The organism is Clostridiaceae bacterium (assembly GCA_012840395.1).
In the GTDB taxonomy this organism is placed as follows: domain Bacteria; phylum Bacillota; class Clostridia; order Acetivibrionales; family DULL01; genus DULL01.
Genome location: DULL01000063.1, coordinates 43,431 through 62,055 on the forward strand (window position 1 = coordinate 43,431; position 18,625 = coordinate 62,055).

The following is an 18,625-nucleotide window of genomic DNA, read 5'->3' on the forward strand; positions in this document are numbered from 1 at the left end:
AATTGAAAGATACAGAGATGTCAAAGGAGACAAATCAGTGGATACCATTCAAGCAACCAGCCTGAAGAAATATTATGGTAAACATCTTGGGATTGAAGATGTATCATTTTCGGTTAGAGAAGGCGAAATTTTTGGATTCGTTGGGCCAAATGGTGCTGGAAAATCAACTACCATAAGAATACTCCTGAATTTTATTTTTCCTGATGGAGGTCATGCTGTAATATGCGGCAAGGATGTTGTAAAAGAAAGTCAGGAAATTAAAAAGTTTACAGGATATGTTCCAAGTGATGTGAGATTTTATGTAGATTTGACAGTAAAGGAATTAATTCAGATCAATAATAGGTTTTACCGCAAAGAATTTGATGAAGAAGCAGAGCGGTTATGTAATCTTTTTGAACTGGATATAACAAAAAAGTTCTATGAACTATCCATGGGAAATAAGAAAAAGGCAGCAATTGTTTGTGCTCTGGCACCGAAACCAAAAATATTGATATTGGATGAGCCAACCAATGGACTTGATCCCATGATGCAGAAGCGGTTATTTATAGAATTAAAAAATCAATCCGCTAACGGAGTTTCTATACTACTATCCAGTCATAATCTTGTAGAGGTGCAGGAATACTGCCATAGAGTTGCTTTTATTAAGCAAGGGAAAATTTTGGTAGTAACAGATTTAAAGGAAATGGGTAATCCCAGAAAAATAGTAAGCATTTGGGGGAAAAAGGAAATCACACACCCCGCTTTTAAGTTGTTGGAAAGAGTTGGATCAAAGAGTAGCTTCATATATCAGGGTGATAGTAATCTCTTATTGAAGTTATTGCAGGAAGCTGAGCCGGATGATTTCACCATTGAAAACGAGAGCCTGGAAGAACGTTTTATGGATCTCTATGAAAAGGAGGAACAGTAATGAATGCTTTTAGATTAGAGATAAAAAATAACTGGAAAGGTACTTTAAAATGGACTATTGCTCTTTGCATTATTACTTTTATGCTCCTTGCCTTTTTTCCCTCCATGCAAACAGAATCTATGAAGGCACTTGCCGGTGCCAAGTTGGAAGGAATCGATCCGGCATTACTGGAAGCACTGGGATTAGGAGAACTTATGGATTTTACAGTAATTACAAATTTCTTTGGCTATATACTCCAATATATAACTTTAGCTATTATGGTGTTTGTTACACAAGTAGCAGTAAATATGCTTGTTAAAGAAGAAACAGAGGGAACTATTGAATTCCTATATAGTAAACCAATCTCTAGAAGCGCAATATTAATACAGAAAGTGCTGGCAAACATTTTATCTTTTATTCTCTTGCTGGCTGCTCTTAGTGTTATAACATTAGTTGGTTATATCTCTTTTAGTGAATATAATATCGCTGAAAGTATAGAAGAAGTAGGAATATTTTATGGCTCCGTCTTATATATTGGTCTTGTTTTTATGAGCCTGGGAATACTGCTGTCTACTTTGCTAAAAAGCAGCAAAGGATCTTCCGGTGTTGTAATTGCTATTGTTTTTGGCACATTTATTCTAGGAATCATGGGGGTATTAATCGATGAATTAAGTTTTCTAACCTACTTTTCTCCAATGGACTGGATAAAAACCAAGAAACTAATGACAGAGGGAATCCGCAATGAGGAGTGGGTGATTGGGATATTGGCTTTCCTTATCTGTTCTGTTGCATCCCATGAAATATATAAAAGAAGAGATCTGCGATGCTGATTTTTCATGCATTATATTAATTGACTGGCAGACAGAGATTATCAATAATACTAAAGGAATATTAGTATACTCAAAACAAACAGTAGTTGAACATAAACAATTCAACTACTGTTTTTATGAGTTAAATACTTTTTATTTATAAAGTCCAAATAGTTTTAATAATTTTTGCCAGATATTTAACCGAACAGGTTTTGGGGCATCAGGCTCCTGAATTTCCGGAGGCTCTATAGAAGCCGTTTTTAGCACGAACTGGACAGAGGATACATAAGTGTTTTTATCAGAAACAAAGGAGATTACTTCACCATTTCCACCGGAAATTCCGGCAAGGATCTCATTAATTTTATTATCTATTTCTGAACTCATGCCTGATGTACCCTTCCTTAATTCATTCATACCTCCTTTATATGAAGAAAGGCCGTCCCTCAGTTTTTTTATTGCACTATTTATTTCTGCCCCTCCATTATATAGTTCATTTGCTGATTCTGCTATTATAAAGGAAGAAGCTTTAAACTCAGAAATACCTATTGCCAAATCTGAAGAGGCATTGCTGAGCTGCAATACTCCGTCCATATAACTTTTTAATCCCTGGACGAACTGTACCACTCCGTCAAGTTGCTTCTTGACATCAGCAAGTTGGGGAGCAAGGTGAGAAATAGAGGATAATACCTCACTATAATTTTCAGGTGTAAGAACAGGTAATCCTAATTTCATGCTGCCAAGCTGCGCATTTACTGAATCAAAGGTAGCTTGCTGTATTTCTAAAGCGCCGTTTATTATTAGGTCGTTTTGCATTGTTAACTGTGATAACCCGCTATTTAATAATGCTGCCCCTTCATTTAACCTGCCTGCTCCGCTGATTAGCTGCCCCAGGCCATCTTTATAAGCCTTTATACCGTCAAGGTATTTTTCCATTCCAGTTGACAACTGATTAAGACCTTTCTGTAATTCAGAAGCACCGTCGTCCAGTTCCTTTATGGCATCAATTAGTTCTGATATCTTCTCTGTTAACTCGTTACTGTCAACATCTATATCTAGAGATAACCTGATACCGTTTATTGTTATTGGATCCATTTCAAAATCATGAATATCAGCCGTAACGGCAATATCAATACTATTACCTGGCAAAACTGTGTAAGTAAGCTGTTTTTTGCTTCCTGCTTCGGCAATGGTGGCGCCGTCAGCCCTAATGTTTTTGCAAAGTTTGGTGTCAAGAGAAAATGTAATTTGCATGGCGTAATTATCGAAGAAAATAGGGTTGACTTTTTCATTCTGTTTTACTGACATCCCTATTTTTAATGTACCGCTTTTTCCGCCGAGCTCTTCTCCCGGAATTTCTTTGCCGTCCAAGTAATATTTTATGGCTATATGCCAGGGGAGTTCCTTACTCTCAAGAGTTCCCTGGTAGTAGAATCTCTCTGCTCTGGTATTTATAGTTATTTTATCTCCTTCTTTATTTAGCTCTTCAGCGGTAGTCATATTCCGGATATCAGAATAGTTTCCATAATCGACAATTTCACCGCCGTTTAAGATATTAACCACATAAAGATTATTTATGCTTCCATCCAGATTAAGTATGCCATAGACAACTTCTTCTTTCTGTGAAGAATTATCTTGGGCCAAAACCGGTGAAACCTGAATACAAGAGGTAAATAATAATATAAATGTTACAAGGAAGGTAAGCAATTGTTTCATTTTATTATTGTTCTTTTTCATTTTATCATTTTTCATTTTAATTTTTTTCATATCCATTTACACTCCTTACTGCTTTTCATGATGAAATTTGGTTGATAGTGTTGTCTTTTGAATTACTTTATCAAACAATACAAGTAGTGCCGGTAATACGCAGGCTACCATGGCTAATGATAATAGTGTGCCTCTTCCAAGTAATGTTCCAAGATCAGAAATTATGGAATTGCTTGAAGTTAAGGCCAATGCAAATCCTGAAGTGGCAAGAATTGCGGCAGATATAAGGACTGCCACTAAATTGTTTTCCAACGTTACTCTCATGGCATCTTTTTTAGAAAGAGTTTTCCTGTTATTTAAATAAGTATTGGTGAGCAATATTGCATAATCCACCGTTGCGCCAAGCTGGACTGTATTTATTATTAGGTATCCAACAAAGCTTAATGGCCTGTCAGTAAAGTAGGGGAAGGCCAGGTTAATCCATATTGCTGTTTCAATTGTAAATAACAAGAGCAATGGAATGGTAAGTGAACGGAAAGTAATAAGCAAAATTAGAAATATGCCGATTATGGCTACCAGGTTAATAACTCTTGTATCCATTGTAATTATGTTTTTCATGTCATACAGAGAAGCACTCTGTCCTGCCATATAATATTTACTGTAATACATGGATGCAGTATTTAGAATTTCCTGAACGGCATTGAAGGTGTCTTCTCCTTCTTCTTCTAAATCGGTGTAAATGACAATACGTGAATAATTATCTGAATAAAACTGCCTGACAACTTCTTCCGGAACAAATTCCTGAGGTATTTCAGCTCCTACTGCTGTTACATAAGAAACAACACTTGTTACATGAGGGATTTTTGAAAGTGAATGGCAGAGTTCTGACTCTTTACCCGGATTTTCTTTTGGTAACAGCAATACAAGTATATTCTCTTCACCAAACTTTTCTTTAATTTGTAGTGTGTCTTTTTCTACTCTCGATGCATTTGCAATACTGCTTGTTCCATATAAAAACTGAGCCCTGGATTGGGCAAGAAAGCTTGGAATTACAACTAATAATGCAACTAACAAAAAGGGTATTCTTGATCTCATTAATATATTTGATGTTTTTTTAAATTCCGGTATAAGTTTCCTGTGCCTGGTTTTATCAATGGCCTTATAACTCATAAGCGTGATAACAGGCAGTAGTACAATAACTGATATAAAGCCTAATAAAACCCCTTTAAACAAGTTAAGGCCCAAATCTGCACCGATACCAAAACGCATGAAAATTAATGCCGCAAATCCTACTACTGTTGTTGCAGCACTTGCAGCCACAGTTGGCAGGGATTGTTTCATGGCTAGTACCATTGCTTTTTGTGGATCCTGTGACAGACGATGCTCATTAAAGCTATGAAGCAAAAATATGGCATAATCAAGTGATACAGCAAGCTGCAAAATAGGGCTGACAGTCTGCGTAATAAATGATATCTCTCCGTATATAATGTTTGTTCCCATATTAATGATTACTGCAATACCAATAGTAAACAAGAACAATAAGGGCTCCAACCAGGAGGTAGTTGAACCTATCAGGATGATTACAATAACCGGAAGCAATATTACCATTGCATTTAATACTTCTGTAACCGACATTTCTTGTGTCTTCGCAGCATTAACTGCTTCCCCTGCTGCAGCGTTGTTTTCTCCAATTAATTCGTAAATGGCGTTTACTGCACTTATTTCTTTTCCACTTTCAATAGACAAGGTCATCAAGGCGCAATTATCTTTGTAATAGTTTTTTACTATTGAAGTATCTAAAAATTCAAGAGGTGTGGTTTTTAAAGTACCCAGACCAATTACATCATCAAGCCAGCTTACAGATGTAACTCCTTCTATTGCAGATAATTTCGCTTTGTATTCTAAAGCTTGTTGTATTGATACATCTGTTAGCATTACTCTAGTATTAGGCATTTCTCCTTTAAATTCATCTTCTATAATCTTTATAGCGGTGGTAGATTGTGCGTCTTTAGGAAGATAATCCACTATATTGTAGTTAACCTTGACCTGCAAAGAAAATATTATGCACAATACCGCTGCTGTTATAAATATAGTTAATACAATTTTTTTGTGTTTCAATAAAGCATATGAGATTTTTTCCACTAAATCTCCTCCCTGGTCATTACTAGTTATTATACGTCGTGTTGACAAATTTCTTCATGTATAGTTTAATAACACTATGAATATAATGCAACAAACAGATACTTTTTAAATGTTAGTTGTTAAACATTGAAAGCAGAAGTGCATAATACATAACATTTTTTTAAAAATTGATAGTTATTAGATAATTTCATAAATTTTGTAACTTATGCGACTGGATTTATTTGACTGAATTTATTTAACTGAGTTTATTTAATTGAATTTTATTGTTAAATTTACATGGTTGGAGGGTTATACATGGAAAACACTAAAGTAGACAGGCGGGTAAAGTATACCAAGATGGTGTTAAAAGAAAGTTTTATAAAATTACTTTCCCAGAAAGATATATCCCAAATAACCATCAAAGAAATCTGCGAAGATGCCGATATCAACCGTGCGACTTTTTATTCCCATTATAGTGACCAATATGACCTGCTCCGGAAAATAGAGAATGAATTCCTTGATAATATAAAGGCCCACCTTAAAGAGTTGGACCATAAAAATAATAATGTAGATGCAGTATCGCTGGCAGAAAAGATTTTTGAGTATATAAAGGATAATGCGAAATTGTGCAAGCTGCTGCTTAGTGAACGGGGAGGTTTAAATTTTCAAAAACAGGTAATGGTTCTTGTATATGATACAATTATTAATGAATTGACAGGCAGCAACAAAATTACCAAGGAAGATGCTGAGTATGTTTACTCATTTGCTATAACTGGATGCGTCGGTATAGTACAAAAGTGGCTTGACGAAGATTTGAAGAAATCCCCCCGTTTCATGGCGGAAATGGTTATAAAGCTCACAATGGGTTTGATAAATTTAGTGAAGTAGCCGATCCTGTACCGCATTTTATTATCATGTATTGTAATAACACCGTTCATAATGAGGTATACCGATACAATAATCGAACCACATAAGTCCACGCACCTTTTTACTGCCATGAATTATTTTTATTTTTCTTTATCAGCAAAGATAAAACTGATATAATATTGAAAAATCAATTCATTAAAATACTTCAGAAATTAGCAGTCACATTTACAGAATTAATGATTTAGTAAAAAGGAGGAACAGGATGGCTTATTCTGAATTTGAAGAAAAAGATCCACGTTTGGGAAACGGACTTGGAGACCGGAATGGCCTTTCATGGCCACAAGGTTATTGCAGTGTTGTGGGTAAGCAGGAACCGGTTATTTCTGAAAGAGATAAGGCGTTTTTGCGGGAATTAGCAAAAAAGGTCTCAGAAATCGCATCTCAACCTCAACAGGAAGAAAAGAAGCAATTATGGATGAAGCACAATGCATTGCAGGAAACCCGGCCGTTGATTTTTATTGATCCTGAACACGCCTGGTATGAACTTATTACAGCTGATGAATTAAAATGCAGTGGAAATCTGGCAAGATTATGGGAATTCAAACTCCTGAAGGAAATATATTGGGCTGAAAAGATAAAAGATGACAGGGTTATTGAACCAACATTCAAAGTATATTATGTGCATAAGACAAGTGGCAGGGGACTGGATACCAAGATTATTGGGGACGAAGGTATTGGTGCATACACCTGGAATGCTCCTGTCAGAGATTTCAGTGATGTTGATAAGATGCATTTCGATGAGATAATTGTGGATTACGATAAAACCCAAAAGCTGGTTGCACTCGCCAAGGAGGTTTTTGACGGAATTTTAGAGGTCAGGCTTGAGGGTACCTGGTGGTGGTCCCTGGGGATGACAACCGACCTCATTTATCTTAGGGGCTTTGAACAGGTCATGTATGATATGTATGACGAACCCGATGGGCTGCACAAGCTGATGGCCTTCCTTCGGGATGAAACCATGGCCAAACTTGATTTTCTTGAAAAGAATGGATTACTTTCGCTCAACAATGGCGGTGATTTCATTGGAACAGGTGGTTATGGCTGGTCATATGAACTTCCGCAACCTGACTTTGACGGAACCCATGTCAGATTGTGTGATATGTGGGGGTATAGTGAAAGTCAGGAAACAGTCAATGTTTCACCGGAGTTTTTTGAAGAGTTTGTCTTTGCGTACCAATTGCCCATTCTTGAAAGATTTGGTTTAAATATATATGGCTGTTGCGAACCTTTGGACAAACGCCTGGATATTGTTAAACGAATTCCCAGGCTGAGAAGGTTGAGTGTATCACCATGGTCTGATGCAATCGCTATGGCTGAAAGAATTGGGAAAGATTACATTTACAGCAGAAAAGTCAATCCTGCAGACATTGCAGTACCTGTAATCGATGAAGACCATATCAGAAAGGAATTGAGAGAGACCCTTAAGGCAGTATATAAATACAACTGCCGTGCCGAGTTCCTTATGAGAGACATCCGCACACTTGCTTGTAATCCCTATAATGCAATCCGCTGGACGGAGATTGCCAGGGAGGAGTCAGAAAATATCTGAATAGGCATCCTTAATAAGCATTCACTGAGTTTTATGCTTATACCCATGATGTTCACAATTTCATATAAAAGTAACAATAAAAATAATAAAGCTCTGATTTCAGAGCTTTTTTTATGGGCGTATTTCTTGAAAGCTCTTTTTGTGAATTTCACAAGCTAATAATGGATATAATGTAAAACAAGGTGATAAGGAAATGGTTAAAAGAATAAGAAGAAAACGAAGAAAAGCACGAAACCAAAATATTGAACATGATAATATACATACCGGATCATACGATGTTATACCCGATACAGTTGATGCTGTTGAGACCAGGCTTAGCGAAATATTTTCCGACTGTAATGATTTCATGCATCGCAAAATTTCATGTAGTGGAAAAAGTCAGACAAAAATACTTGTAGCATATATAAATGGTTTTGTTGACAAAAGGCTATTAAACCAGGATGTAATTCATCCTATTCTTGAATTCTTGTCAAATACAGAAATGTGCGAAGCACACATATATGAGATGCTAAAAGAATGTATAGTCATAAATAATGACATAAAAGAAATCAATAATATGCAGCAGGCCATAGACGGCATCATATCCGGTGAAGCCCTGCTTTTTCTTGACGGGGAAAATAAAGCTCTGATGATTGGAGTAAAAGAACCCAAGGGACGGCAGGTGGATGAACCTGTTACAGAAACTTCCATCAGGGGTTCAAGGGAAGGCTTTGTTGAGAACCTGAATACGAATATAGCTCTTATTCGGAAAATGATCAAAAATCCCAATCTTAAACTGGAGAAAGTGCAGCTCGGGAAGCAGACAAAAACTGATATTTGCATTTGCTATATAAAGGGAATCGCCAATGAGAATATTGTCAGGGAAGTGAGGGAGAGACTTAAAAAGATAAAAACTGATGCAATACTTGATACCGGAATTATTGAACAATACATTTCCGACAGCCGCTTGTCGGTATTTCCTACAGTTGGGAATACAGAAAGAAGTGACAAGCTGGCGGGGAAGTTACTGGAGGGGCGTGTAGGTATATTATGCGATGGTACTCCCTATGTCCTAACTATCCCGTATCTTTTTATAGAATCCATACAAAATACGGATGATTATTATGACCATGCCTATTTTGCATCCTTTATGCGCTTGCTGCGCCTTCTTGCACTTTTGGTATCAAATTTGCTGCCAGGTATATATGTAGCCCTGGTTGGCTTTCACCACACGTTAATTCCCTTTAAGCTGATGATAAAACTTGCGGCTTCACGGCAGGGAATTCCTTTTTCTCCTTTTACTGAAGCAGTATTAATGATTGTAGCTTTTGAGTTCCTCCGTGAGGCGGGTGTCCGTATGCCAAGACCTATAGGAGAGGCATTAAGCATAGTGGGTGCAATTGTATTGGGTGAAGCATCGGTTTCAGCAGGAATTGCCAGCAATTTAATGGTGATCATAATTGCTCTTACTGCCATTTGCAGTTTTGTTGTCCCTCCGCTTATCCGGGCAACCATGCTGCTGCGCTTTGTATTTTTGGCTGCAGCTAATTTTTTAGGCTTTCTTGGAATTTCCTTTGTGGGTGTGGCTGTTATTATACACCTCTGTCAGCTACGTTCTTTTGGAGTTCCTTATATGGCTCCCTTTTCACCGCTTACAGCCAACGATCTTAAAGATTCCATTGTTGTGGTGCCCATCTGGGCCATGGTTACAAGGCCGAAAATATTGAGGCAGGAATACTCAAGAAGTAAGAAAGGGACAAAACGCCAGGAGGTGAAAAAACCACAGTGATGAACATAAAGAGGAAGATAAGGTCTGGAATGGCAGTAGTTGCCTTTCTGCTTATATTTCCTTCACTGCTAACCGGCTGCTGGAACAATCGGGATCTGGTTAATATAAATATTGTGGCAGGTCTGGGACTAGACAGGACAGAAGATGGCAAAATACTTTTGACCATACAGGTAGTGGAACCTGCCGCAATTCAGTCTACAGTTTCTAATAATAGAGAAGGCAATGGTTCGCAGCAAAAGCCCGTGTTTGTTGTGTCCTATGAAGGCGAAACGGTTTCTGAGGCTCTAAGAGGTGTACTTGCTATTGCTGGCAAAAAGATGTTTCTTAGCACAGCCCAAGTCCTTATTTTCGGAGAAAGGCTTTTGCAAGATGGCATTGAAGAGGTTCTGGATTTTTTTCAGAGAGAGAATGAAATGGATTACGGAATGGACATTCTAGTTGCAAAAGATGCAACACCGAAAGAAATTCTTGAAATAGAAACTGATATAGATTCTATACCTATCTTGTATATAAAAGGAACGATAGATAACACCAATTTACGTGGGACAGTGAAAAAAACTATACTGGTTGATTTGCTTAAAGATATTGGCGAAAGAGGGATAGTACCTGTCATTGGAGGAATATCTATAGCTGGGGAAAAAGAGGTCAGGACAGAAGGCATCGCTGTCATTAAGGATGGAAGACTGGCGGGATGGCTGGGACAACATGAAACAATGGGATATATGTTTGCAACTGATAAAGTGAAAAGTGCCATTGTTAATGTTCCTGCAGACAATGGCAAAGCAGCGATTGAGATTATAGGGTCAAAAGGGAAAGTCAATGTGGTATTTAAGAATGGTAAACCGTACATGCTCACAGTAAAGGTGAAAACTAAGGCCAGTGTAGGAGAATACAAGGGAAAAGGAAAATTGGATTCTCCGGATAAGCTTTATGTACTGGAGAAGAACCTGGAAGAAGAAATAAAAAAAGAAATAATGATGACGGTGGAGAAGGCCCAAAAAGAGTATTCCAGCGATATATTTGGTTTTGGTGTGTATGTGCGCAAATACCACCCGCAGTATTGGAAAAAAGTAGAGAAAGACTGGAATGATATTTTTAGCAAGCTTCCTGTAGATATTCAGGTGACTGCGAATATAATGCGGACAGGTATTATTAAATGTCCTATAAATAAGGATGAATGACATAATGATAGTAGTTATAGTATTGTTTGCAATTTTAGTTTTTAAAGACTTTCAAAGGTTTATACGGGAAAAGGAACAGGCAAAGGTATATGTAATATATATTTTATTTTTAGCAACAAGCCTGGCAATCAGTTTGCTTCTGGCAGCAGGGATAAGACCTTCAAGTCCCCCACAATGGATAGAAGCAGCATTAAAGATGATGGGAGTTTTGAAGTAATGGAAAAAGTTAGAATATCTAGCATTCAGCTATCTATGCTTTTATCGGGTTTTCTTTTTGGCAGTACGGTAATATTGAGTCCTGCACAGGGAGCGAAAAATGATGCATGGCTGGCCATACTCCTTGGAGGAGCAACTGGCACTTTGCTGATGCTGTGTTATGCCACTATAACATCCTTGAATCCATCAAAAACTCTGGTAGATATTTTGAAGGAAAAGATGGGAAAAGTTGCCGGCAATTTTTTTGCCCTTTTGTATATATGGTATTTCATACATCTTGCTTCCCTGGTATTCAGGGATTTCGGCGAGTTTATTTGCACTACGACATTTCCGGAAACGCCCATGGTTGTGGTAATAGGATTATTTGCAGTTGTTTTGGTATATGCAGTCAACAGTGGAATAGAAGTGATGGGAAGGTTAGGCGAACTGCTGGTGCTTATAATACCTTTAATAGTAATCGTTATAAGCCTGTCGCTTATAACTACCCATGATTTCACAGCTTTCCTTCCTGTTCTGGGAAACGGCATAACACCTGTGATTAAAGCCTCTTTTGATTATTTATCCTTTCCCTTTGGGGAAACCGTTGCATTCCTAATGCTGTTTCCACATTTAAATAAAAAGGAAAAGCTAAAAAAAGTTGTGTTTGTATCGGCAGTAATATCAATATTATTGGTACTTGTCACATTTTTTAGAGATATCTTTGTTCTGGGAAGCGATTTGATGGAGCGTTCTATTTTTATTCCTCATTTGACTTCACTGCTTATACCTGGTTTGAATGTAGAGCCGTTGGTAGACATAAACCTGTTAATTGGAGGAGGAATTAAAATTTCAGTTTGCATATACGCAGCCGCAAGAGCTTTAAGCCAGATCGCAGGAATTGGTGATTATAGGAAACTGACCGGAGCAATCACTATTTTTTGTATTGTACTTTCAATATGGTCATTTGAAAGTGTACTTGAGCTTTTCACTTGGACTGAAAAGGTATGGTTTTTGTATTCTATTCCCTTTCAGATTGTGATTCCATTGGCACTGCTTTTTTTATCATTAAAGAAAAAGAAAGCATCTAAAAGAAAGAATGTATAACTGAAACGATGAAGAAGGCTCTTTAATATACAAAAAACACGGCAGTATATTCAAGAATAAGTTAAAGCTGAATTATAGAATTCAGCTTTAACTTATACACTAAAAACCGCAGATTTTAATATTTCCTGTGAATCCCTGAACGAAGGAAATAGCTTCATGTTTGTTTTTACACTAATTAATATTAATTCTTCTTCCTTTAGCTTTTGTCGGTTCTACTTTAGGAACTGTTATTGATAAAATACCATCTTTATATTCGGCTTTTGCCTGCTCAGATTTTATTTCCACAGGCAAAGGGATAGTTCTGGAGAATTTTCCATAGTATCTTTCCGACCTGAAAATATTTTCATCCTTGAATTCATTGTCTCGCTTATACTGCCCCGACAACCTTATGGAGTTTTCGTCAACATATACATTCAAATCTTCTTTGGATATACCAGGAATTTCAGCTTTAACCACTACCTCAGTATCTGTCTGAAATACATCAACTCTCGGTGAACTCATCCCACCCAAAAATCTTAAGGATGAAAAATCGGTAAAATTGCTTATATCTCTGCTGAAATTGTCAATTTCCCTGAATGGATTCCATGGCACAAGACTCATATCATCACTCCCCATAATATGATTTGTGTTCATATTTATGTTTTCCTTACGAAAAAATTTTATTCTTTATAGTTTGGCTAAGAAATTATTCCTCTATTATCATTGTATTAACAGACAATTTTGGAAAAGTTTTTTTATAAATCATTCCTTGACTGATTGAAGACGTTTTTGGCCAAATCCTTTCTGTGAGGCTAAGTCATTATTTAAAAATTATTTAAAAAATTAAGCCATAAAAAATAATAGCTTTCACATCGGACAGCAAAGATTATGGAAAAGTCTTTGCCTCTTAAAAAGATAGGAGCTGCTAATGTTTAGTATTATCAGCTCCATGATGGCGGAGGGTTAGGGATTTGAACCCTAGATACCTTGCGGTATACTGGTTTTCGAGAGCTCCGATAAACTTAGAACTTAGTGGAGGTTGGCAGTAAATGCATGTAGATAAAAACACCGGAAAACCTTGGTAGATAAGAGCCTCAGGGAGTTTTCTTTGTGCTTGCAATGAAAATCAAGCATGACGAAAAATCACAAAAATTTGTTATCCGAAACCTGTTTTGGATAGAACTCGGATAGAACTCAAAAGTTCTATAATCTTTAAGGACTAAAACATACTTCACCACTTGCCGTTGATAAATTTTAGAAAGTGAGTGAAGTAAATGAATTATAATGAATATTGTCGTTCGGTAATTGACCATTATCCTGAATATGTCACGCAAAAAGAGATGTGCAAAATCTTGGGTATTTGCACATCAACTGCCTACTCAATTCAAAAAAAGGCCTTATTCCCTTTGAATATGTAAATACACCAGAAGGAAGAAGACAACGGATAAAGATTACAGACATCCTTCTATACCAATATAAAAAGATGTGTTTTTGTGAATTGGAAAATGAGTTTGTTAAAAATTTACGCAATTATTATCAAAAGCAACTACGTGACTTTCCTCAATTGCTTTTGGTTTCTGATATAGTGCGTTTTACCGGGTATGGAAAGACGACAGTGAACAATTGGATATTACGTAATGAACTGAAGCCTCTTACTTATAAAAATAAGCGGATACAATCACTTAACCGAGGTAAAGGGTCTCTTATAACGAAAGATGCATTTCTTGATTTTTTAACCAGCACATACTATCGAAGTATAACAAGGAAATCAAGCATACATAAAGAGCAAGCCAAACAGTACGAGCAGCTCTTTGACATGCTTATGGTGAAGCGAGGTGCTCGGAATGCCTGATTATAGCTTCCTATTAAGTAAGTATCCTGAATTTGTAACGAAAGATCAGTTTTATAGGATATGTCATATAAGTAAAAACACAGCACTATATTATATAAAAAATGGTTTCATCCCTTGCATTGATTCTGGAAAAAAGACACGCAGATACAAAATTGCAATAAAAGATATTATTTTCTTTTTAGAAGACAGAGACAAAAATCCTGAAAAATATTACTTACCTAATCACTATAATAACCCATTTTTGCCAGGCTCAATTAGAAGATATAAGTTTAAATCGCGACTTGACCAATATAAAAACCATTACAAACTAAAAGGCATAAATGAGGTTAAAGATTATAAGCAATATCTTGAAATGCAATTTGCAGATTATCCAGATATGCTAACAAGTAAATATATACAACAAGTTACCGGTCACTCAGCAAGCACAATAATTTCATGGTGCAAGTCCGGCAACTTAAAGTATATAAAACACCATAGCAAATACCTTTTCCCCAAAAAGAGTGTTATTGATTATTTGTACAATCGTGAATTGCAACTATGAAGATAGTGCCGTTTGTTCTCTTATAGAGCAAATGGCTTTTTTATTGAATAAATAATCATTTTGAATTGCAAAGAAGATGGATAATAATGGGGGTATGTATGTTAGCCAACGCTCATTTAAATATTACCTTTCCTTCCCTTTAAATACATAAAAACAGTTTGTATAAATGATATAATTAAATTAAATCAATTAATCATTTTGGGAATTGGAGAATTGCAGAGGTGAATAACAGAATTGAGGGATATTAACAGTATTCAAGAACTCAGTGAATCTGATATTTTTGAATTATTAAAGTTAAATGAAAAAGACAAGATTTTTGCTGAAAATATTAAAATAAATCGGATGTCAGGAAAAGATCCTTATGCTAAAGGAGATTTTCGCTTGAATTTTTATAAAGAAGTTATGTCTGACATGTATACTGACGGGTTTATGATGGTATATCCACATGGAACTGTAGTGCGGCAAGCAAGAAGAAGTTTCTATTATCGCGGTGAGAACCAGCTATATCCTTCTACATCGCCATCACTGTGCAGGTTTTTAAATAATATAGAGAATGAAGAAGAAAGAGCTGTTGAACGTTTTGTTGCTGATATGAAAATAGCTGAATTTAATACATTGCTTTTCAAATTTCAACATACCGCTGATTTTTTGGAAAAAGGTGTTAGCGTCCTATCAGAGCAACTTGCTCAACACTATGGCCTGAAAACCCAGTGGTTGGACATTACAAATGACTTTGAAGTAGCTTTGTTTTTCGCCTGTTGTAAATATAATAAAAATTACAATATGTGGTCTCCGTTAACGAAATCAGATTTTAATAGAAATGAAAATACTCAGTATGGTATCATATTCAAAAAGAATACAGAATTAACAGATTTGTTACTTGGATGTGATTTATCATTGGAGGGCAATATACTTCCTATTGGTTTTCAGCCTTTTATGAGAAGTCATATGCAAACAGGTTATGCAATACTAATGAATGATCACATGGATTTACAAGACGACATGGATTTTGAAATGTATAAATTTAAGCATAGTGAAAAATTATGCAGTCTTATATACAAAAGAATGGATTGTGGTAGAAAAATATATCCTCACGAGGGATTAGTCTCGGTAAAAGATCAAATTGAATTAATTGAACAAAGTCGGGAGTTTAGTCGTAAAGCATTTGAATATGCTTATAACAAAACAGATTATAAGGTTAAGGATTGGGAACAACTATTGAATAAATATCAATATTACATAGGAAAGACTCCAATTAATTTGTCTCGACAAAGAATCAGAGCTGTAAATCGAGCCTATAAAAAGTTTGATATTGAAAAAATATATAACATCAGATTTGTATCTCGCCTATGTTATATACCTACATAAGTGCTTTAAAGACATTAGTTTTTGGCAAAGAACAGTTTGCGTGGTAAGGTGAAGTGGGGTTGAATAGTATGGAAAAATGGAAACCTAAAAATTTTGAAGATAAGTTACTTTATCAATACTGGAGTACTTCAAAGGGAAGTTTGTTTTTAGAAGTACCTATTGGTAATAGAGGACTTGGGAACTGGCCGCTTGAATCAAAAATCCGTCGGATTGATGGGATTATCGTGAGCAGTGAAAAAGACTATGAAGAACCTAAAGTTTTTAATTCCAAAGAGTATACTCTTAATGAACTTCTTAACCTGTTTCAGAAAAAAACAGTTGAGTTAATTGAAGTAAAAAAGAATCTCAATCGATTAGTGATTGGCCAGGTAATAGCAGGTATGGATATGTTTGAAAGGCAATATCAAGCAAACATAATAGTCCCTGTAATTTTGTGTCAGAACGGAGATCCAGCGTTAGAATGGGTTTGTAGAAAAAGAAATATTAAAGTACAGATTATTCGATGCACTAATTCCTAATATGTCATATATGCCTATAATGAGTTCAGAATTCCAGCTACTACCACTATTTTTTAACATAACCTAAATAAATAATGATTATAAGAAAAAAGCCGTTTTCTTTATTCGATGATAAAGCAAGCGGCTTTTTGCGTGAAAGGAGGAGTTTTAAGTGTCAAAAGTAATCGCCCTTGCCAATCAGAAGGGTGGCACAGGCAAAACGACCACAACAGTTAATCTTGGCATCGGTCTTGCTGCACAAGGAAAGAAGGTGCTCCTGGTAGACGCTGACGCGCAGGGTAATCTGACGGATTCACTGGGTTACCAGGAACCAGACAATCTGCCCGTTTCATTGGCCACTATCCTTACTAAAATCATGATGGAGGAACCGTACAACGCAGATGAAGGCATCCTTCATCATGCGGAAGGTGTGGATCTTATGCCGGGCAATATAGAACTGTCTGCCATTGAGGTTTCACTGGTTAATACCATGAGTCGTGAAACAGTACTTCGCACATATATCAATACGGTAAAAGACAAATATGATTATGTGCTGATTGATTGTATGCCGAGTTTGGGCATGTTGACAATCAATGCTCTTGCTGCAGCAGACAGCGTTATTATTCCCGTACAGGCTCATTACCTGCCAGCCAAAGGAATGACACAGCTTCTACAGACTATTGCCAGGGTAAGGCGGCAAATCAATCCAAATCTGACTATCGACGGCGTTCTGCTCACAATGGTAGATAATCGTACCAACTTTGCAAAAGATATTTCCTTTATTTTACGGCGGGACTACGGCGACAAGTTACGAGTGTTCCAAACGGAAATTCCCTTATCAATCCGGGCAGCTGAAACGAGTGCCGAGGGGAAAAGCATCTATATGCATGATCCACACGGTATTGCTGCTAAAGCTTATCAGGCCTTTACAAAGGAGGTGCAGAACATTGGCAAAGAGCAACACAAGAGACAGTATAAAACTGACATCAGTAGATGACCTGTTTTCCACGGAGGAAAGCCGCGTAGATAGTCAACGTGAAAAAGTGTTGGAAATACCTCTGTCGGAAATCAGTGATTTTCCTAATCATCCTTTTAAGGTAAAGGCGGACGAAGCTATGCTGGAGATGGCTGATAGCGTAAAACAGTATGGAGTATTAGTTCCCGGTCTTGTGCGACCAAAGGCAGACGGTGGCTATGAAATGGTAGCCGGACACCGGCGCAAAAAGGCAAGTGAGCTTGCAGGCCGTGAAACCATGCCGTGTATTGTCCGGAACCTGAATGATGATGAGGCGACAATTATCATGGTTGACAGCAATCTGCAAAGGGAAAACATTCTTCCGAGTGAAAAAGCTTTTGCATATAAGATGAAGCTAGAGGCTATGAACAGACAGGGACAGCGAACAGATTTAACTTCCCGACAACATGTCGGGAAGTTGGAAAGCGCAGATATAATAGGTAAGGAAGTAGGGGAGAGTGGCAGACAAATTCAGCGTTACATCCGCTTAACCGAGCTTATACCATCTATTCTTGAAATGGTGGACGATAAACGAATCGCCTTTAACCCTGCGGTTGAAATTTCTTACCTGACCGAAAATGAACAGCAAGACCTATATAAGACCATGCAATCGGAGGATTGCACTCCATCACTCTCACAAGCCCAGAGAATAAAAAAACTAAGCCAGGATGGCAGACTGAATATTGATGTCATATTTTCCATCCTTACTGAGGAAAAGCCTAACCAAAAAGAAAAGTTCCACATTCAGCGTGAGCGTATAGACCGATTTTTCCCTAAAAACTTTACCGAAAAGCAAAAGGAAGATTTGATAGTCCAATTACTTGAGAGTTGGTACAAAAAACGGCAAAGGGAACAGGAAAGATAAAACAGGATGCGGCCATTGTGTAAGATAGCCATTTTACAAACAAGGGAGGCCGTTTTTTTATGCCCTTTTTGAAAGGAGGGACTCCTATGTACTTTACAGAAGGGCAGTTGCGGGAGTATGAGCGCATTATGCAGGAGAAACCGGGATATAACCGAAGAGTCATCAAAACGATGAAAGAACGGGATTGCAGGAACTGTAAGCATTTTGATGAGTCCTGTAATAAGTGCAGCAAGGATAAGTGCGATATATTTGATGATTAAGTAC

General features: G+C 37.0%; 17 protein-coding genes. 14 read left to right on the top strand and 3 right to left on the bottom strand.

Annotated features, from left to right (window positions below; translation table 11 throughout):
- Nucleotide 1: 1 nt before the first annotated feature.
- Nucleotides 2-907, top strand: coding sequence for an ABC transporter ATP-binding protein (locus GXX20_07685; GenBank protein HHW31535.1), 906 nt, complete (start codon nucleotides 2-4; stop codon nucleotides 905-907).
- The gene (locus GXX20_07690; protein ID HHW31536.1) at nucleotides 907-1,716 is read left to right on the top strand and encodes an ABC transporter permease subunit; all 810 of its coding nucleotides are present in this window, start codon (nucleotides 907-909) and stop codon (nucleotides 1,714-1,716) included. Before GXX20_07685 ends, GXX20_07690 begins: the two co-directional genes overlap by 1 nt.
- Before the next feature lie 132 nt (nucleotides 1,717-1,848).
- Here the strand turns inward: GXX20_07690 and GXX20_07695 are convergent, their stop codons facing one another.
- Nucleotides 1,849-3,459, bottom strand: coding sequence for a hypothetical protein (locus tag GXX20_07695; protein HHW31537.1), 1,611 nt, complete (start codon nucleotides 3,457-3,459; stop codon nucleotides 1,849-1,851).
- A gap of 15 nt (nucleotides 3,460-3,474) precedes the next feature.
- Complete coding sequence (locus tag GXX20_07700; GenBank protein HHW31538.1) at nucleotides 3,475-5,532, bottom strand: MMPL family transporter; 2,058 nt, start codon at nucleotides 5,530-5,532, stop codon at nucleotides 3,475-3,477.
- Between the two features lie 303 nt (nucleotides 5,533-5,835).
- Here GXX20_07700 and GXX20_07705 point away from each other — a divergent pair, with 303 nt between their 5' ends.
- From GXX20_07705 to GXX20_07730, 6 genes are all read left to right on the top strand, one after another.
- Nucleotides 5,836-6,408 (top strand): TetR/AcrR family transcriptional regulator, encoded by a 573-nt coding sequence (locus GXX20_07705; GenBank protein ID HHW31539.1) that lies wholly within the window; start codon nucleotides 5,836-5,838, stop codon nucleotides 6,406-6,408.
- A gap of 337 nt (nucleotides 6,409-6,745) precedes the next feature.
- Nucleotides 6,746-7,996, top strand: a complete 1,251-nt coding sequence (locus tag GXX20_07710; GenBank protein ID HHW31540.1) for a hypothetical protein — start codon at nucleotides 6,746-6,748, stop codon at nucleotides 7,994-7,996.
- Nucleotides 7,997-8,189: 193 nt separating this feature from the next.
- A complete protein-coding gene (locus GXX20_07715; protein ID HHW31541.1) occupies nucleotides 8,190-9,764 on the top strand; it encodes a spore germination protein in 1,575 nt (524 codons plus the stop codon).
- Nucleotides 9,761-10,945, top strand: coding sequence for a Ger(x)C family spore germination protein (locus GXX20_07720; GenBank protein HHW31542.1), 1,185 nt, complete (start codon nucleotides 9,761-9,763; stop codon nucleotides 10,943-10,945). Before GXX20_07715 ends, GXX20_07720 begins: the two co-directional genes overlap by 4 nt.
- Nucleotides 10,946-10,949: 4 nt before the next feature.
- Nucleotides 10,950-11,162, top strand: a complete 213-nt coding sequence (locus tag GXX20_07725) for a hypothetical protein (protein ID HHW31543.1) — start codon at nucleotides 10,950-10,952, stop codon at nucleotides 11,160-11,162.
- Nucleotides 11,162-12,244: an endospore germination permease gene (locus GXX20_07730; GenBank protein ID HHW31544.1), complete on the top strand. Its 1,083-nt coding sequence runs from the start codon at nucleotides 11,162-11,164 to the stop codon at nucleotides 12,242-12,244. The genes GXX20_07725 and GXX20_07730 overlap by 1 nt, the downstream gene beginning before the upstream one ends.
- A gap of 171 nt (nucleotides 12,245-12,415) precedes the next feature.
- On the opposite strand, the gene GXX20_07735 is transcribed toward GXX20_07730, so the two are convergent.
- Nucleotides 12,416-12,844 (bottom strand): Hsp20/alpha crystallin family protein, encoded by a 429-nt coding sequence (locus GXX20_07735; GenBank protein ID HHW31545.1) that lies wholly within the window; start codon nucleotides 12,842-12,844, stop codon nucleotides 12,416-12,418.
- Between the two features lie 1,223 nt (nucleotides 12,845-14,067).
- On the opposite strand from GXX20_07735, the gene GXX20_07740 reads away from it, so the two are divergent.
- From GXX20_07740 to GXX20_07765, 6 genes are all read left to right on the top strand, one after another.
- Nucleotides 14,068-14,616: a helix-turn-helix domain-containing protein gene (locus tag GXX20_07740; protein ID HHW31546.1), complete on the top strand. Its 549-nt coding sequence runs from the start codon at nucleotides 14,068-14,070 to the stop codon at nucleotides 14,614-14,616.
- 234 nt (nucleotides 14,617-14,850) lie between these two features.
- Nucleotides 14,851-15,984, top strand: coding sequence for an FRG domain-containing protein (locus GXX20_07745; protein ID HHW31547.1), 1,134 nt, complete (start codon nucleotides 14,851-14,853; stop codon nucleotides 15,982-15,984).
- A gap of 68 nt (nucleotides 15,985-16,052) precedes the next feature.
- The gene (locus tag GXX20_07750; protein ID HHW31548.1) at nucleotides 16,053-16,502 is read left to right on the top strand and encodes a hypothetical protein; all 450 of its coding nucleotides are present in this window, start codon (nucleotides 16,053-16,055) and stop codon (nucleotides 16,500-16,502) included.
- A gap of 151 nt (nucleotides 16,503-16,653) precedes the next feature.
- Entirely contained in the window at nucleotides 16,654-17,478 is an 825-nt protein-coding gene (locus GXX20_07755) for a ParA family protein (GenBank protein HHW31549.1), read from the top strand.
- Nucleotides 17,369-18,361, top strand: coding sequence for a ParB/RepB/Spo0J family partition protein (locus GXX20_07760; protein ID HHW31550.1), 993 nt, complete (start codon nucleotides 17,369-17,371; stop codon nucleotides 18,359-18,361). The genes GXX20_07755 and GXX20_07760 overlap by 110 nt, the downstream gene beginning before the upstream one ends.
- A gap of 86 nt (nucleotides 18,362-18,447) precedes the next feature.
- On the top strand, nucleotides 18,448-18,621 hold the full coding sequence (locus GXX20_07765) for a hypothetical protein (GenBank protein HHW31551.1): 174 nt from the start codon (nucleotides 18,448-18,450) through the stop codon (nucleotides 18,619-18,621).
- Nucleotides 18,622-18,625 lie beyond the last annotated feature (4 nt).

Excerpts from the sequence above, each read along its gene's own strand:
- GXX20_07750 (HHW31548.1), top strand. The coding sequence starts at position 16,053 with ATGGAAAAATGGAAACCTAAAAATTTTGAAGATAAGTTACTTTATCAA.
- GXX20_07715 (HHW31541.1), top strand. The coding sequence starts at position 8,190 with ATGGTTAAAAGAATAAGAAGAAAACGAAGAAAAGCACGAAACCAAAAT.
- GXX20_07725 (HHW31543.1), top strand. The coding sequence starts at position 10,950 with ATGATAGTAGTTATAGTATTGTTTGCAATTTTAGTTTTTAAAGACTTT.
- GXX20_07765 (HHW31551.1), top strand. The coding sequence starts at position 18,448 with ATGTACTTTACAGAAGGGCAGTTGCGGGAGTATGAGCGCATTATGCAG.
- GXX20_07740 (HHW31546.1), top strand. The coding sequence starts at position 14,068 with ATGCCTGATTATAGCTTCCTATTAAGTAAGTATCCTGAATTTGTAACG.
- GXX20_07705 (HHW31539.1), top strand. The coding sequence starts at position 5,836 with ATGGAAAACACTAAAGTAGACAGGCGGGTAAAGTATACCAAGATGGTG.
- GXX20_07690 (HHW31536.1), top strand. The coding sequence starts at position 907 with ATGAATGCTTTTAGATTAGAGATAAAAAATAACTGGAAAGGTACTTTA.
- GXX20_07695 (HHW31537.1), bottom strand. The coding sequence starts at position 3,459 with ATGAAAAAAATTAAAATGAAAAATGATAAAATGAAAAAGAACAATAAT.
- GXX20_07730 (HHW31544.1), top strand. The coding sequence starts at position 11,162 with ATGGAAAAAGTTAGAATATCTAGCATTCAGCTATCTATGCTTTTATCG.
- GXX20_07735 (HHW31545.1), bottom strand. The coding sequence starts at position 12,844 with ATGAGTCTTGTGCCATGGAATCCATTCAGGGAAATTGACAATTTCAGC.
- GXX20_07760 (HHW31550.1), top strand. The coding sequence starts at position 17,369 with ATGATCCACACGGTATTGCTGCTAAAGCTTATCAGGCCTTTACAAAGG.